Source organism: Streptomyces sp. NPDC001002 (assembly GCF_053599215.1).
Genome location: NZ_JBSFLV010000015.1, coordinates 85,435 through 100,475, shown reverse-complemented (window position 1 = coordinate 100,475; position 15,041 = coordinate 85,435). Strand labels below are relative to the sequence as shown.

Annotated in this window: 12 protein-coding genes and 1 pseudogene; 11 read left to right on the top strand and 2 right to left on the bottom strand. The window is 71.2% G+C overall.

Going from position 1 to position 15,041, the window contains the following annotated elements; all coding sequences use genetic code 11:
* Nucleotides 1–89: 89 nt before the first annotated feature.
* From ACWDR3_RS10385 to ACWDR3_RS10360, 6 genes and pseudogenes are all read left to right on the top strand, one after another.
* A pseudogene (locus tag ACWDR3_RS10385) lies at nt 90–2,093 on the top strand (DEAD/DEAH box helicase); the annotation flags it as partial.
* Nucleotides 2,090–4,078: an SWIM zinc finger family protein gene (locus ACWDR3_RS10380; protein ID WP_450352046.1), complete on the top strand. Its 1,989-nt coding sequence runs from the start codon at nt 2,090–2,092 to the stop codon at nt 4,076–4,078. The pseudogene ACWDR3_RS10385 and the gene ACWDR3_RS10380, both read left to right, overlap by 4 nt.
* 170 nt (nt 4,079–4,248) lie before the next feature.
* Nucleotides 4,249–4,725 carry a CAP domain-containing protein gene (locus tag ACWDR3_RS10375; RefSeq protein ID WP_450352045.1) on the top strand — a complete coding sequence of 159 codons (477 nt, stop codon included), beginning with the start codon at nt 4,249–4,251 and terminating at the stop codon, nt 4,723–4,725.
* Nucleotides 4,726–4,842: 117 nt separating this feature from the next.
* Nucleotides 4,843–6,150: a bifunctional 3-oxoadipate enol-lactonase/4-carboxymuconolactone decarboxylase PcaDC gene (pcaDC, locus tag ACWDR3_RS10370; protein WP_450352044.1), complete on the top strand. Its 1,308-nt coding sequence runs from the start codon at nt 4,843–4,845 to the stop codon at nt 6,148–6,150.
* A gap of 92 nt (nt 6,151–6,242) precedes the next feature.
* Nucleotides 6,243–6,878, top strand: coding sequence for an MBL fold metallo-hydrolase (locus ACWDR3_RS10365; protein ID WP_450352043.1), 636 nt, complete (start codon nt 6,243–6,245; stop codon nt 6,876–6,878).
* A gap of 37 nt (nt 6,879–6,915) precedes the next feature.
* A complete protein-coding gene (locus ACWDR3_RS10360; protein WP_450352042.1) occupies nt 6,916–7,698 on the top strand; it encodes an exodeoxyribonuclease III in 783 nt (260 codons plus the stop codon).
* 37 nt (nt 7,699–7,735) lie between these two features.
* Here ACWDR3_RS10360 and ACWDR3_RS10355 read toward each other — a convergent pair whose 3' ends face one another.
* Nucleotides 7,736–9,523 (bottom strand): GDSL-type esterase/lipase family protein, encoded by a 1,788-nt coding sequence (locus tag ACWDR3_RS10355; RefSeq protein ID WP_450352041.1) that lies wholly within the window; start codon nt 9,521–9,523, stop codon nt 7,736–7,738.
* Between the two features lie 176 nt (nt 9,524–9,699).
* Here ACWDR3_RS10355 and ACWDR3_RS10350 point away from each other — a divergent pair, with 176 nt between their 5' ends.
* The 5 genes from ACWDR3_RS10350 to ACWDR3_RS10330 all read left to right on the top strand — a co-directional run bounded on the left by ACWDR3_RS10350 (nt 9,700) and on the right by ACWDR3_RS10330 (nt 13,425).
* On the top strand, nt 9,700–10,107 hold the full coding sequence (locus tag ACWDR3_RS10350; RefSeq protein WP_402345636.1) for a DUF6278 family protein: 408 nt from the start codon (nt 9,700–9,702) through the stop codon (nt 10,105–10,107).
* A 126-nt stretch (nt 10,108–10,233) separates the two neighbouring features.
* The gene (locus ACWDR3_RS10345; protein WP_450352040.1) at nt 10,234–10,977 is read left to right on the top strand and encodes an amino acid ABC transporter ATP-binding protein; all 744 of its coding nucleotides are present in this window, start codon (nt 10,234–10,236) and stop codon (nt 10,975–10,977) included.
* A 17-nt stretch (nt 10,978–10,994) separates the two neighbouring features.
* Nucleotides 10,995–11,909: a glutamate ABC transporter substrate-binding protein gene (locus ACWDR3_RS10340; protein WP_450352039.1), complete on the top strand. Its 915-nt coding sequence runs from the start codon at nt 10,995–10,997 to the stop codon at nt 11,907–11,909.
* Complete coding sequence (locus tag ACWDR3_RS10335; protein WP_450352038.1) at nt 11,906–12,550, top strand: amino acid ABC transporter permease; 645 nt, start codon at nt 11,906–11,908, stop codon at nt 12,548–12,550. The genes ACWDR3_RS10340 and ACWDR3_RS10335 overlap by 4 nt, the downstream gene beginning before the upstream one ends.
* The gene (locus ACWDR3_RS10330) at nt 12,547–13,425 is read left to right on the top strand and encodes an amino acid ABC transporter permease (RefSeq protein ID WP_450352037.1); all 879 of its coding nucleotides are present in this window, start codon (nt 12,547–12,549) and stop codon (nt 13,423–13,425) included. Before ACWDR3_RS10335 ends, ACWDR3_RS10330 begins: the two co-directional genes overlap by 4 nt.
* A gap of 46 nt (nt 13,426–13,471) precedes the next feature.
* Here ACWDR3_RS10330 and ACWDR3_RS10325 read toward each other — a convergent pair whose 3' ends face one another.
* A complete protein-coding gene (locus ACWDR3_RS10325) occupies nt 13,472–15,037 on the bottom strand; it encodes a CocE/NonD family hydrolase (RefSeq protein ID WP_450352036.1) in 1,566 nt (521 codons plus the stop codon).
* Nucleotides 15,038–15,041 lie beyond the last annotated feature (4 nt).

Sequence of the window (15,041 nt, the reverse complement as noted above, 5' to 3'; positions counted from 1 at the left end):
GGCACCGACCCACGTCGGCACCGCCGCCTGAGCGAGGGAGACTCGACATGGATTTGGACTGGAACGCACTCGGCCAGGTCGCCGCGGTGAGCATCTTCGGGCCACGCGCGCGCGTGGACGCGGCCCTCGCCGTGCGGCGCGCGGCGCGCATCTGGCCGCCCCTGGACCGCCTCGCAGAGCAGGATGTGCCGGCCGTACTGGCCCTGTCCGACGAGGAGTTGGGCGACCTGCTCGGCGTGGCGGCGACCCGGCTCGCGGCGGCCGGAGTCGCGGTGCACTGGCCACGGGACCTCGCCCAGGACCTCTCGGCGGCCGCGGTGGTCAGGTCGGCCCCCGGCTCGGCGACCGACGGCACGGGCTTCTTCGAGAGCGAGGAACTGCTCCAGTTCCGCTGGCAGTTGGCCCTGGGCGGCGACCCGCTCAGCGAGGCCGAGATGGACGCGCTGGCCGAGGCGCACCGACCGGTCGTGCGGTTGCGGGACCAGTGGGTGCTCGTCGATCCGGCCCTGGTCCGCAAGGCCCGCAAGCGCGAACTGGGCCTCCTCGACCCGGTCGACGCCCTCTCCGTCGCGCTCACCGGCAGCGCGGAGGTGGACGGCGAGACCGTCGAGGCGGTGCCGGTCGGCGCCCTGGCCGTCCTGCGCGACCGCCTGACCACCGGAGTGCTCCCGGCCGAGCCCCCGCCCGGACTCGACGCCCGGCTGCGGGACTACCAACTCCGGGGCCTGGCCTGGCTCGACCTCATGACCAGCCTGGGCCTCGGCGGCTGCCTCGCCGACGACATGGGCCTCGGCAAGACGATCACGCTCATCGCCCTGCACCTCAAACGCGCGCGCAGCGAGCCGACGTTGGTGATCTGCCCCGCCTCCCTGCTCGGCAACTGGCAGCGGGAGATCACCCGGTTCGCCCCCGGCGTCCCCGTCCGCCGCTTCCACGGCCCGGACCGCTCGCTGGACGAGGTGACCGGCGGCTTCGTCCTGACGACGTACGGCACCATGCGGACGGCGGCACCGCGGCTTGCCGAGCAGCGCTGGGGCATGGTCGTCGCGGACGAGGCGCAGCACGTCAAGAACCCCTACTCGGCGACGGCGAAGGCCCTGCGCACGATCCCGTCCCCCGCGCGCGTGGCCCTCACCGGCACCCCGGTGGAGAACAACCTCTCCGAGCTGTGGGCCCTCCTCGACTGGACGACACCCGGACTCCTCGGCCCCCTGAAGTCCTTCCGCGCCCGGCACGCGCGCGCGGTGGAGAACGGCGAGGACGAGGAGGCGGTGACCCGCCTGGCCCGTCTGGTCCGACCGTTCCTCCTGCGCCGCAAGAAGTCCGACCCCGGCATCGTCCCCGAACTGCCGCCCAAGACGGAGACCGACCACCCGGTGCCGCTCACCCGCGAACAGGCCGCGCTGTACGAGGCAGTGGTGCGGGAGTCCATGCTGGCCATCGAGACCACCGAGGGCATCGCGCGCCGCGGCCTGGTGCTCAAGCTCCTCGGCGCGCTGAAGCAGATCTGCGACCACCCCGCGCTGTATCTGAAGGAGGAGGCGCGCGTCGACGGACTGCTCGCCCGCTCCGGCAAACTCGCCCTGCTCGACGAGCTGTTGGACACGGTCCTGGCCGAGGACGGCTCAGCGATCGTCTTCACGCAGTACGTCGGGATGGCCCGCCTGATCACCTCCCACCTCGGCGCCCGCGCGGTCCCGGTGGAACTTCTCCACGGCGGCACGCCGGTGCCGGAGCGCGAACGCATGGTGGACCGCTTCCAGGACGGAGCCACACCGGTCCTCGTCCTGTCCCTGAAGGCCGCGGGCACCGGCCTGAACCTCACACGCGCGGGCCACGTCGTCCACTTCGACCGCTGGTGGAACCCGGCGGTGGAGGAGCAGGCCACCGACCGCGCCTACCGCATCGGCCAGACCCAGCCCGTCCAGGTGCACCGCCTCATCACCGAGGGCACGGTCGAGGACCGCATCGCCGAGATGCTGGAGGCCAAGCGCGCCCTGGCCGACGCGATCCTCGGCTCCGGCGAGTCGGCCCTCACGGAACTGACCGACCGCGAGCTGTCCGACCTGGTGTCCCTGCGGAGGCCGTCATGACCCCCAGCCCGGCCGACAGGGTCCGGATCGCGCTGCGGGCGGCGCGGGAGGAGCGGGAAGCACGGGAGGCGGCGCCGACGGAGGAGCCTCAGCCGGAGCCCGGGTCGGCCCCGGCCCCGGACCCGGAACAGGTCGCCCCCGAGCCCGCTCCGGAGACCGCCGAGGTGACACGACCCGGAGATGCCGCCCGGGAGGCGCTGCGGCAGGCGGTCTCTGCCAAGAGCGGCCTAGAGGACGGCGATCCAGAGTCGGTCGCGGACGCCCCGGCCGACGGTCCCGCCCCGACTACGCGTCCCGCCGATGCCGTGCGCGAGGCCCTGCGGGCCGCTCGCAGCGAGGCGCGGCAGGCTCGCACGGAAGCCGGGCAGACCGGAGCCGGGCAGACGGGAGCCGAGATCGCCGCTCGACGGCAACGTCATCCCGCGCCCCCCTCCACGAACCGTCGGTCCAGCGGCGTACAGGCGCGGGACGTACGGGAGTTGCTCGCCGGTGCCTTCCGCATGCCTGATGACGACACGGAGTACGAGTCCGCAGGGACGGAGCACGACTCCAACGACCGGACGGACAAGGAGAGTTCGGAGCGTCGGCAGGACTGGGACCGTGCGTCCTCAGTGTCCGCATCCGCACCCGCGCCCCCGACCGACACTTCTGAACCCGACCCCGCCACACACCTCCTCCTCCGCTCGATGGCCGCCCCCACCCGCGACGGAGAGCTGCGCCGCACCTTCCCGGCGCTCCCGAACCGGGCCGAGGCCAAAGCCGACGTCGAGGCCAAAGCTGATGTCGAGGCCGGTGCCCGCTTCGCCGAGACGTGGTGGGGCAATGCCTGGGTCACCGCCTTGGAAGAGGGCGCGCTGGACGTCAAGCGGCTGGTGCGCGGGCGGAGTTATGCCACGCAGGGACACGTGGACGCCATCACGGTGACGCCCGGACTCGTCCTCGCGTACGTGCAGGGCAGCCGGCCGCGTCCGTACCGCGTGCAGGTGCGGCTGCGCACGCTGTCCGACCAGGACTGGGAGCTGTTCCTGGACGCGGCCGCCGAGCGTCCCGGGCACATCGCCGCGCTGCTGGACAAGGAGTTGCCCCACTCGCTCGCCGACTGCGGGGTGCCGCTGCTGCCCGAGGCGGGCGATCTCGAACCGCACTGCAGTTGCCCCGACCGGGGCCACCCCTGCAAGCACGCCGCCGCGCTCTGCTACCAGACGGCACGACTGCTCGACGCCGACCCCTTCGTACTGCTCCTGCTGCGCGGGCGCGGTGAGCGGGAGTTGCTCGACGCGCTCTCCCGGCTGAGCGCCACCCGGGCGGCCCGTGCCGCGCGGGACCAGGAACCCGCACCCGTCCCCGGCGTCCGCGCAAGTGAGGCCATCGCCCGGCGCGAACTCCCGCGCCTGCCGCACCCGTTGCCCGCGCCGGCGCATCCCGAACAGCCCCCGGTCTATCCGGCGGCCCCGGGTGGGCCGGACCCCTTCGCGCTGGACCAGTTGGCGACCGACGCGGCAGCGCGCGCCCATGCCCTGCTCAGCACCGGTCGCGATCCGGTGGCGGAGCTGACGCTGTGGCAGGACGCGGTCCGGCTCGCCGCCGCCCGGCCCGGCTCCGGCCTCACCGCGGGCACCCGCGCGCTCTACGCCTCCCTCGCCAAAGCCGCCGACCGCACCCCGGCCGACCTGGCACGCGCGGTCGCCGCCTGGCGGCAGGGTGGGCTGGAAGGACTGGCCGTCCTCGAAGAGCCCTGGGACCCACCGGCCGGCCGCTTCGACCGGGCCCGCCCTCTCCTCCTCGCCGCCGACCTCCCCGCATTCCGCCCGTGGCACAACCACCTCACCCACCCCCGCGGCCACGTCCAGCTCCGACTGGGCCGCGACGGCCTCTGGTACGCCTACGAGTCCGAACCGGGCGACGACGACTGGTGGCCCCGAGGCACCCCCGACCTGGACCCGGTGGGCGCCCTGACGGGGCTGGGTTCACCGAACGACCTCTGACCGCGGAGCGCTCGGCGCCGGGCAGAGGATCACATGACGTCGGCCAATGGGTCTCAGGGCGTCGGTCGCAGGCATGGTGCGGTCAACTTCCGTGCCTGTTCGGCCACTTGACCCCCGCCTTCCTCCGACCTCCGATACTCGAAGCACGGGCCGGACAGACGGGGAGCCGCGTGACGAATCCGTACAGGAAGCACGGCCGGGCAGCGGCCGTGGCTCTGGTGGCCTTCGTGGCCATGGTCGCTCTGACGGTGCCCCCGGCCGCCGCGGCCGGTGACCGCGCAACCCTGGTCGCGCTCGTCAACAGCGAGCGCGCGAAGGCAGGTTGCGCCGCGTTGACGGTCGACCGGAAGCTCGGCAGGGCCGCCCGGAGCCACAGCCGGGACATGGCCGCGCACCAGAAGCTGTCCCACCGGGGCTCCGACGGGTCGACCCTGGTCGACCGATACGCACGGGTCGGCTACGCCTGGAGCGCGGGCGGCGAGAACATAGCCTCCGGTTATCCCACGCCCGAGGCCGTCATGGCCGGCTGGATGCACAGCAGTCGGCACCGGGCCAACATACTGAACTGCCGGTTCAAGGAGATCGGCGTCGGCCGCGCCGGGCCCGGCGACTACTGGACGCAGGACTTCGGCTCCGCCCGCTGGTGAACGGCCACGCGACGACGGCGTACAGGATCTTCGCGAGGCCACCACAACCTGGGATGGCTTGCGCGGGGTTGCGACCCAGGCGCGTGAGAAATCGTGAGATATGAGAGCGTGAGTCGAGTGAGTGACACGACTGCCGCGCCCTTGCAGTACCGCTTTGACGGGCCAGAAGAAGCTCCGGTCCTGATCTTGGGGCCGTCGCTCGGCACCACATGGCACATGTGGGATCGCCAGATTCCCGAGCTGGTGAAGCAGTGGCGCGTGTTCCGCTACGACCTGCCCGGACACGGCGGGGCGCCCGCCTACCCGGCCGGTTCGGTGTCGGATCTCGCCGCCCGGCTGCTGGCCACCCTCGATGCGCTCGGCGTGCAGCGCTTCGGGTACGCGGGCTGCGCGTTCGCCGGCGCGGTCGGCATGGAGCTGGCGCTGCGCCACCCGGAGCGGGTCGCCTCGCTCGCGCTGCTCGCCGCCTCGCCGCGCTTCGGCACGGCCGACGAGTTCAGGCAGCGGGGGGTGATCGTGCGCACGAACGGGCTCGACCCCATCGCCCGTACCTCCCCCGACCGCTGGTTCACCAGCGGGTTCGCCGCCGCGCAGCCCGCGATCACCGACTGGGCCGTACAGATGGTGCGGACCACCGACCCCGGCTGCTACATCGCCGCCTGCGAGGCGCTCGCCGCGTTCGACGTGCGGTCCGAGCTGTCGCGGATCGGTGTGCCGACCCTGGTCCTGGTCGGCTCGGACGACCAGGTCACCGGTCCCGCCGAGGCCCGCACGCTGGTGGCCGGCATACCGGACGCCCGGCTCGCCGTCGTCCCCGGCGCCTCCCACCTGGTCCCGGTCGAACAGCCCGCCGCGGTCACCGACCTCCTGGTCCGGCACTTCTCCACCGCCTGGCAGCCCGCCTTCGACTCCTCCACCGGCCAGATGGCCATCCCGCCGGTCCCGGTCAAGCCCGTCCTCAGCGCGCCGCCCCTCCAGGCCACGCCGATCGCCGAGATCGCCCCCGCCGCCGTCGTGCCGCCGCACGCCGTGCCGACCGGGCGGCCCGATCCGTACGACGCCGGGATCAAGGTCCGCCGGGAGGTGCTCGGCGACGCGCACGTCGACCGGGCGCTGGCGCAGGCCGACGAGTTCTCCGGCGACTTCCAGGAGTTCATCACCCGGTACGCGTGGGGCGAGATCTGGGACCGGCCCGGTCTCGACCGGCGCTCGCGCAGCTGTGTCACCCTCACCGCCCTGGTCGCCGGCGGTCACCTCGACGAGCTGGCCTTCCACACCAGAGCCGCCCTGCGCAACGGCCTGACCCCCGTCGAGATCAAAGAGGTGCTCCTCCAGGCGGCCGTCTACTGCGGAGTGCCCGCCGCGAACAGCGCCTTCAAGGTGGCGCAGCAGGTCATCCGGGAGGAGACGACCCCGACGGAGTGACCGGCCGCCGCCATCGTCGTAGGCGCAACCTGGCAGCGATGGCACCACCCTCGACCGCCCGCCCTCGCGCGCGAAGCGGCAGGATGGGAACCATGAAGCTCACGAAGAAGTCGCACGCGTGCGTACGTCTCGAAAAGGGCGGTCGGACGCTCGTCCTGGACCCCGGAGTGTTCAGCGAGGAGGACTCAACCGCCGGCGCGGACGCGATCCTGGTCACGCACGAGCACCCCGACCACTTCGACGAGGGCAAGCTGCGGGCGGCCCTGGACGCCGACCCCGCCGTCGAGATCTGGACCCTCGCCTCCGTGGCCCAGCAGCTGTCGGCCGCGTTCCCTGGCCGAGTGCACACCGTCGGCCACGGCGACACCTTCACCGCCGCCGGCTTCGACGTCCAGGTCCACGGCGAACTGCACGCGGTGATCCACCCGGACATCCCGCGCATCACCAACGTCGGCTACCTCGTCGACGGCGGCCAGGTCTTCCACCCCGGCGACGCCCTCACCGTCCCCGACCAGCCGGTCGAGACGCTGATGCTCCCCGTGATGGCGCCCTGGAACAAGATCTCCGAGGTCATCGAGTACGTCCGCGAGGTGAAGCCGCAGCGCGCGTACGACATTCACGACGCCCTCCTCGCCGACCTGGCCCGCCCGATCTACGACCACCAGATCGGCGCGCTCGGCGGCGCGGAGCATCTTCGGCTCGCGCCGGGGGCCTCCGCGGAGGTCTGAGACCGGGTTGTCAGACCCGCCCGGTAGGTTGTGAGGCATGCGTATCGCGACCTGGAACGTGAACTCGATCACCGCCCGCCTGCCGAGGCTGCTGGCCTGGCTGGAGAGCAGCGGCACGGACGTGCTGTGCCTCCAGGAGGCCAAGCTGGCCGAGGCGCAGTTCCCGTTCGACCAGCTGCGCGAGCTGGGCTACGAGGCGGCGGTCAACGCGACCGGCCGGTGGAACGGCGTGGCGGTGCTCTCCCGGGTGGGCCTGGAGGACGTCGTCAAGGGCCTGCCGGGCGGTCCCGAGTACGACGGCGCCGAGGAGCCCCGCGCGGTCTCGGCGACCTGCGGCGGAGTCCGCGTCTGGTCGGTGTACGTGCCGAACGGACGCGAGGTGGACCACCCCCACTACGCCTACAAGCTCCAGTGGTTCGAAGCCCTCAAGGCGGCCGTCGCGGGCGACGCCACCGGCAGCCGCCCCTTCGCGATCCTGGGCGACTACAACGTGGCGCCGACGGACGACGACGTCTACGACGTGGCCGCCTTCGAGGGCCTCACCCACGTCACCGCGCCCGAGCGCGCCGCCCTCGCCGCCCTGCGCGAGGCCGGCCTCGCGGACGTCGTACCGAGGCCCCTCAAGTACGACCACCCGTACACGTACTGGGACTACCGCCAGCTCGCCTTCCCCAAGAACCGGGGCATGCGCATCGACCTGGTGTACGGCAACGAGCCGTTCGCCAAGGCGGTCACCGACTCCTACGTGGACCGCGAGGAGCGCAAGGGCAAGGGCGCCTCGGACCACGCGCCCGTGGTGGTCGACCTGGACGTGCCGTAGCGGCGAGGTCGGCACTCCGGCGGACCCTCAGGGGCCGTCACAGGAGCGTCAGGTCCACCGCCCCCGCCAGCGCGGCAAGACCCGTCTCTCCCGGATGCAGGTGGTCGCCGCCGTCGTACGCGGGCAGCAGGCGGGCCGGCTGTGCGGGGTCGCGCAGCGCCGCGTCGAAGTCGAGGACGCCGTCGAACACGTCGGTGGCCCGGATCCAGGCGTTGACGGCGACCCGCTGGGTGTCGACGGCGGCCGTGCACCGCGCCTCGCCCGCGCAGGGCAGGATCGTGGCTACCAGCATCCGCAGCCCCCGCTCGTGCCCGCGCTCCGCGATCTCCCGCAGCCCCGCGACCACTTGCGCGGCCGTCGCCTGCCAGCGCACGTCGTTGATGCCCTCGAAGACGATCACCGTCCGCACCGAGGTCTGGGCGAGGACGTCCCGGTCGAGGCGGTTGAGGGCGGTGACGCCGGTGGCGTCGGTGGAGATCCCTTCGCCGTGGTAGATCTCGGCGACCACGCGGTTGCCGGAGATCCCCTGGTTCAGCACCCCGTACCGAGGCACCGCGCTCTGCGCCAGGAGCCGGGTGGCCAGCGCGTTCGGCCATCGCCGGTTGGAGTCCGTCGTCGACCCGGCGCCGTCGGTGATCGAGTCCCCGAGCAGCACCACCGATCCGGGCCCACCGCTCACGTCCACACCGGTCAGCAGCGGCCAGGTGGTCAGGGTCGTCGTGAACGCCGTCGACGCGCTGTCCGCCGTGTGGTCGCCCGGAGTGCTCAGGTACGAGCGCTGCTTGGCGAGCCGGTGCTCGGCCACCGTCGCCTCCGTGTCCGGGAGGTGGAAGCTCACCAGCAGGTTGGCGTCGGCGGGCACCTCGAAGCCGAGCGGATCGGTGAACGTCTGTGCCCCGGCTGGGACTTCGACGCCCGGCGCGCCCCCGAAGGACAGCGCGACCGGCACGTCCCGCGCGGTCGCCCCCGCCGACTGCACGGCCACCGTCGCGCTACCGATCCGTACCGGCGCCGCCGCGAAGGTGTTGTCGAACCGCAGCCGCACCCGCGGCCCGCCCACCGAGGTGTGCACCACGAGCCGCAGCGTCCGGTCGGTCCACGGCCCCACCGCCGGATACCCGGACGTCGAGGCCGTCCAACTCCCCGTCCAGCCCGCGGACTTGGCCCGCACGGTCAACGCGAACACATGCAGCCCCGCCACGCTCGGCAGCCGCACCGAGACGACCGCGCGCCCCGGCACGATCGGCACGGTGACGACGTACAGCCGTGCCTGCGTGGTGAGTTGACCGGCGGGCGTGTTCACGTGGGGGAGGGTGACGGCCTTGGTGGCGGTGGGGCCGGTGCGCCAGTCGGGGGCGGTCAGCCGGTACGCGGATGAGCTGCCGTCGGCGTACGAGACCGTGCCCGAGCCGCTCGCCGCCTTGCCGCCCGTGGCCGTCGTCAGGAAGGCGAGCGCGTCGCCGGTGCCGGTCAGGAGGACGGACTGGCCGGCGGCGCTTACGTTGTCCGGCTCGCCGGGCTGCCGGTCGGGCCAGGTCAGGTCGGCGCCCTGCACGGTCAGCGTGCGGCCGGGTGTCCAGCCCGCGGCCGTGAGGTCGGGCGCCGACAGCGAGGCGCCCGAGCCGTCGAAGTCCGCCGAGCTCGGAAGGGTGTCGTCGCTGACGGCCGTGTTGTCGAAGAGCTGCTCCAGCGGGAGCGACTCCTCGGCCCGAGCCGACGCCGAGTGGCCCGTGGCCTGAGCGCTCGCGGGCCCGGCCACCGCGACCAGACCGAGCAGCACGACCGCGACGGCGGTGATTCTTCGTCCCAGCGACCGTCGGCGCACGCCCGGTCTCCCTTCGCACAGTGATCAGTGACGTGCAGACGGTAAGGGGAGGTCACAGCGATGTGCGGGCGACACTCGCGGGCCGGGCACCGCTCGGCGGCACGCCCTCCTTCTTGCCGAATCCATGGCCCGCGCGCCTGTGGTGCCCGGGCGGTACCCGATGCGAGGCTGAACGTATGAACATCCCTTTCCTGGGCAAGCGTCGCGAGGTCCCCCCGGTGCATGACGCGGAGGGCGTCGGCGAACTCCTCTCCGAATGCGAACTGCTCCGCTCACAGGCGTCCCAGGAGGGCGTCCGGCTCGACGACACCGTGGCCTCGCTGGAGGCCCTCGACCAACTGCTGCCGCGCTGGCGGGACGACGCGGAGACACTGCCGTGGCTCGGCAACGATGCCGGCCTCTATCTGGGCACCGTCATCGTGCGCACGGTGGCCGGCGCCGCCTGGGAGATCCGGGAGGACGGCCAGCCCGTCGTCCGGCTTGAGTCCGGGCGCGAGTTCGACGTCGTCGAGTCCGGCCACGACTGGGCGGACACCGGAGTTCCCGAACTCTCCCAGCTGTACGCGGAGGTCGCCGAGGTGTGAACCTTTGACCCGTAGTTCGACGTAAATACGGCTAATGCCCGAAAAGTGCGTGTCGTGCGTTAACTCCTCTCCGGTGTGGATAGTTTGCGGCAACCACGACACAGCTGAGAGTGAGTAGGGCTGCGAATGGCCGTCGATCCGTTGATCGAACTGCGTGACGTCAACAAGTACTACGGGGAGCTGCATGTCCTGCAGGACATCAACCTCACCGTCGGCAAGGGGGAGGTGGTCGTGGTCATCGGCCCTTCGGGGTCGGGGAAGTCGACACTGTGCAGGACGGTCAACCGCCTCGAGACCATCCAGTCCGGCACCATCCTGCTGGACGGACGGCCGTTGCCCGAGGAGGGCAAGTCGCTCGCCAGGCTCCGCGCCGACGTCGGCATGGTCTTCCAGTCCTTCAACCTCTTCGCCCACAAGACGGTCCTGCAGAACGTCTCGCTGGCCCAGACGAAGGTGCGCCGCCGCAAGCGCGAGGACGCCGACAAACGCTCCCTCGACTTGCTCGACCGCGTCGGCCTCGCCTCTCAGGCACCCAAGTACCCCGCGCAGCTCTCCGGCGGTCAGCAGCAGCGCGTGGCCATCGCCCGGGCCCTCGCCATGGAGCCCAAGGCGCTGCTGTTCGACGAGCCCACCTCTGCCCTCGACCCCGAGATGATCAATGAAGTCCTTGAGGTCATGCGGCAGTTGGCGCGCGACGGCATGACGATGGTCGTCGTCACCCACGAGATGGGCTTCGCCCGATCCGCCGCGCACCGCGTCGTGTTCATGGCCGACGGCCGGATCGTGGAGGACCGCACCCCCGAGGAGTTCTTCACCAACCCGCGCAGCGAGCGCGCGAAGGACTTCCTGTCAAAGATCCTCAAGCACTGAGCGGGGGAGTGCGATCCATGTTCCGTACCACACGTGTGCGCACGGCCCTGGCCGTGTCCGTGGCGCTGCTCGCGGCGGCCTGCGGCAAGGAAGGCAGTCCGCCCAGCAAGGGACCGGCCGCCGACCGGCTCCCCGACTACCGGGTGGCGCAAGGCTTTCAGCTGACCTCGTCCAAGACCTGGAAGCGGGCGAAGAAGCGCGGCCACTTCGTCGTCGGCGCCAAGGAGGACCAGCCCTATCTCGGCGAGAAGGACCCGGCGACCGGCACCTACTCCGGCTTCGACATCGAGATCGCCAAGATGATGTCGGCCTCCCTCGGCCTCGCCCCGAAGTCGGTCCGTTTCAAGACGATCGCCTCCGCCAACCGTGAAACTGCCCTGCAGAACGGGCAGATCGACTACTACGTCGGCACCTACACCATCAACGACAACCGCAAAAAGCTCGTCGGATTCGCCGGCCCCTACTACATGGCCGGTCAGTCCCTCCTGGTCCGCACCGACGAGCACGACATCCACGGCCCCCAGGACCTCGACGGCAAGCGCGTCTGCTCGGCGGCCGGTTCGACGCCGTACCAGCGCATCAAGGACGACTACCCGAAGGCCGAACTCGTCGCCTACGACACCTACTCGGTCTGCGTCGACAACCTGCTGACCTACCAGGTGGACGCGGTCACCACCGACGACGCCATCCTCATCGGCTACGCGGCGAAGGTGCCCGACGAACTCAAGGTCGTCGGCAGGCCGTTCTCGAAGGAGCCGTACGGCATCGGCGTCCCGCACTCCGACAACGCCCTGCGCCTCGCCCTCGACGACGCCCTTGAGGCACGCGAGAAGAACGGCGACTGGAAGAAGGCGTACGAGGCCACGCTCGGCCTGTCCGGCGTCCCCGCGCCTACCCCGCCCGCGATCGACCGCTACCGGGCCGCCTCATGAACGTACTCACGGACAACTTCTCCACCTACGGCGACGGCTTCCTCGGCACGGTCGAACTCACCGTGTACTCCTCGGTGTTGGCGCTGGTCCTCGGTTTCGTCATGGCGTCCTTCCGGGTCGCGCCCGTCGGGTCCTTCCGGGTCTTCGGCACCGCCTGGGTGACCGTCCTGCGCAACACCCCGCTCACCCTGCTGTTCTTCGCGGTGCTGCTCGGCCTGCCGCGCTTCGGACTCGTGCTGCCCTTCCAGGTGTTCGCGATCCTCGCCCTGGGCTGCTACACCTCGGCGTTCATCTGCGAGGCGCTGCGCTCCGGCATCAACACCGTGCCCAAGGGGCAGGGCGAGGCGGCCCGCAGTCTCGGCATGACCTTCGGGCAGACACTCGGTCTGGTCGTGCTGCCGCAGGCGTTCCGCTCGGTGATCCCGCCGGTCGGCTCCACGCTCATCGCGCTGGCCAAGAACTCCGCGATCGCGGGCGCGTTCAGCGTCACCGAACTGCTCGGCACCTACAAGACGCTCAGCGAGCTCGGCTACAACATCGTCTGGACCTTCGTCTGGATCGCCGTCGGCTACCTGATCATCACCCTCGCCATCAGCGCCCTGTTCAACGTGCTGGAGCGGAAGTGGGGTATCGCCCGATGACCGAAGCCTCCGCCCTCTACGACATCCCGGGCCCCCGGACCCGGCAACGGCACCTCGCCTACGGTGTCCTGTCCACCGTCGTGATCCTCGGCCTGCTGGGCTGGATCCTCTATCTCCTGTTCGACACCGGGCAGTTCACGTACACGAAGTGGATGCCCTTCGAGTACAAGGGAATTCAGGAACTCCTGCTGCGGGGCCTGGGCAACACGCTGAAGGCCTTCGCGATCGCGGGCGCCCTGTCGCTGGCGCTCGGCGGACTGCTCGCGGCGGGGCGGCTGTCGGACCACCGTCCGGTGCGCTGGCTGGCCACCGTGCTCGTGGAGTTCTTCCGGGCCATGCCCGTACTGGTCATGATCTTCTTCGTCTTCGTGGCGCTGAAGGTGCAGCCGCTGCCCGCGCTGGTCGCCGGACTCACCCTCTACAACGGCTCGGTGCTCGCGGAGGTCTTCCGCTCGGGCATCGGCAGCGTCGAACGCGGCCAGCGGGAGGCCGCGTTCGCGCTCGGGATGCGCAAGTCCCAGGTCATGGCCCATGTGTTGGTGCCACAGGCGGTGCGGGCGATGCTGCCCGCCATCATCAGCCAGTTGGTGGTGGCCCTGAAGGACACCTCCCTCGGATACCTCATCACCTACGAGGAGTTCCTCCATGCCGGCAAGCTCATCGCCTCCAACCTGGACTACGATTTGCCGTTCATCCCCGTGGTGCTGGTGATCTCACCGATCTACATCGGGATGTGCATGCTGCTCTCCTGGTTCGCGGGATGGGTGTCCCGGCGGGAGCAGCGCAGTCCCAGGACCGAGGCCGTGGACGTGGCCGCGGCCACGCCCGGAACGCTGCTGCCGGGTGGGGATCCCCCCACGGCCCCTGGACCGTAAGGGGGCAGCAGTCACAGAGCCATACCCGCCCGGCGTCGGCCGGAGATCACTGCTCGCGCAGCGGAATCGACACGTACGACGGGTCGTCCGCCGGTGAGGAGAAGGTCAGCCGCGCGCCGGACGGGTTGTGCTCGATGTAGAGCGGGTCGACCGTGTCGACGACCAGGGCCAGCCGGTGCCCTGCCGGAACGTCGTAGGCCGTGGAGTACAGCTCCAGGTCCACGCCGAACGGCTTGCCGGGTGTCAGCCCGTGGAAGGTGTACGGCGCGTTGCTGACCAGCTTGCCGAGGCCGAGCGGCCCCACGTCGTACAGGTAGGCGACGAGGGTGCCGCTCTCCTCGGTCGGAGTGACGGTGGTGTGCAACTTCGCGGTGCCGCGCACGTGTTGGGCGTCGGCGTACTTCTCCGACTGCCACACGGCGGCCCAGCGGCGGGGGAGCAGGGGGATCGAGGCGACCGGGGGCAGCTGGGCCACCTGGTCGAGGATGCTGGACAGGAAGACGATCCCGCCGTCGGCGCCCGAGTCGACGTTGGTGTGGATCGTGGTCGTGCCCCCGAGAGCGATCTTCCGCTCGGTCGCGGCGATCGACTTCCAGTCCGGATAGCCCTCGTAGCCGCCGGTGGAACGGGACTTGAGCCGGACCGGCTGCTCGCGGTCGATGCCGTTGTCGGTGCCCTTGAGGTAGTGGTCGAACCAGCGCTCGGTGTCGCTCCACACGTCGTTGGGCAGACCGAACAGCCCGGTCAGCTCGGCGGTCGCGTGGTCACCGGGGCGGAGCTCCAGCCGCTTGGGGCCGGTCAGCTTCTCGTAGAAGTCCGCGTACGAGTTGGGCGGGAAGATCGTGTCGCCCCACGCGTTGGCCATCATGACCGCCGCGCCGTTCTTGTTGAGTTGATCCACGTATGTGGCGGCCGAACGTTTCTTCCCCCAGTTGATGATGTCCTGTTCCCGGGTCAGGTCGGAGGCGTAGAAGTCGTCGAAGATGGACCGGATCTCGGGGCTCTGGCGGCCGGTGATCAGGCTCGCGCCGTCCAGCAGGGCGGCGGCCTGGACGTGCTGGGTGCGGCCGGAGTAGATCGAGCCGATCAGGTCGGACCAGCCGCTGAGCGAGGCAACCGCCTTGACCCGCTTGTCCTTCGCGGCGGCGAGCAGGCTGATGCCGGCGCCGTAGGAGACGCCCGCCATGCCGATGTGCTGGGCGTCGGACGGGGTGTTGGCCAGCGCCCAGTCGATGACCTTGGACGCGTCGGCCTGGTCGGAGGGGCCCGCCACGTCGATCTCGCCGCCCGACTGCCAGAAGCCGCGGACGTTGTAACTGACCACGACATAGCCGGAGTTCGCGAGCTTCTGGGCCTGGGCGAGGTACTCGACCTGGGGCAGGCCCCAGCTGGTGGGCAGCACGAGCAGCGGGTAGCGGTGCGTGCCGTCGGCGCCGGTGGGCGTGATGACGTTCGCCTTGAGGACGGTGCCGCCGTCGCCGCTGATGTCGACGAAACGGATGGCGTCCGCCGCCTGGGCGGTGGGGGTGAGTCCGAGGGCGCTTCCGGCGACCAGAGTCGCGGAGACGGCGCCCACGGCGGTCGTACGCAGGGCCTTGCGAGGGAGTCCCACGGGT

Coding starts and splice junctions, on each gene's coding strand:
- ACWDR3_RS10380 (WP_450352046.1), top strand. CDS start 2,090: ATGACCCCCAGCCCGGCCGACAGGGTCCGGATCGCGCTGCGGGCGGCG.
- ACWDR3_RS10365 (WP_450352043.1), top strand. CDS start 6,243: ATGAAGCTCACGAAGAAGTCGCACGCGTGCGTACGTCTCGAAAAGGGC.
- ACWDR3_RS10360 (WP_450352042.1), top strand. CDS start 6,916: ATGCGTATCGCGACCTGGAACGTGAACTCGATCACCGCCCGCCTGCCG.
- ACWDR3_RS10350 (WP_402345636.1), top strand. CDS start 9,700: ATGAACATCCCTTTCCTGGGCAAGCGTCGCGAGGTCCCCCCGGTGCAT.
- ACWDR3_RS10345 (WP_450352040.1), top strand. CDS start 10,234: ATGGCCGTCGATCCGTTGATCGAACTGCGTGACGTCAACAAGTACTAC.
- ACWDR3_RS10340 (WP_450352039.1), top strand. CDS start 10,995: ATGTTCCGTACCACACGTGTGCGCACGGCCCTGGCCGTGTCCGTGGCG.
- ACWDR3_RS10335 (WP_450352038.1), top strand. CDS start 11,906: ATGAACGTACTCACGGACAACTTCTCCACCTACGGCGACGGCTTCCTC.
- ACWDR3_RS10330 (WP_450352037.1), top strand. CDS start 12,547: ATGACCGAAGCCTCCGCCCTCTACGACATCCCGGGCCCCCGGACCCGG.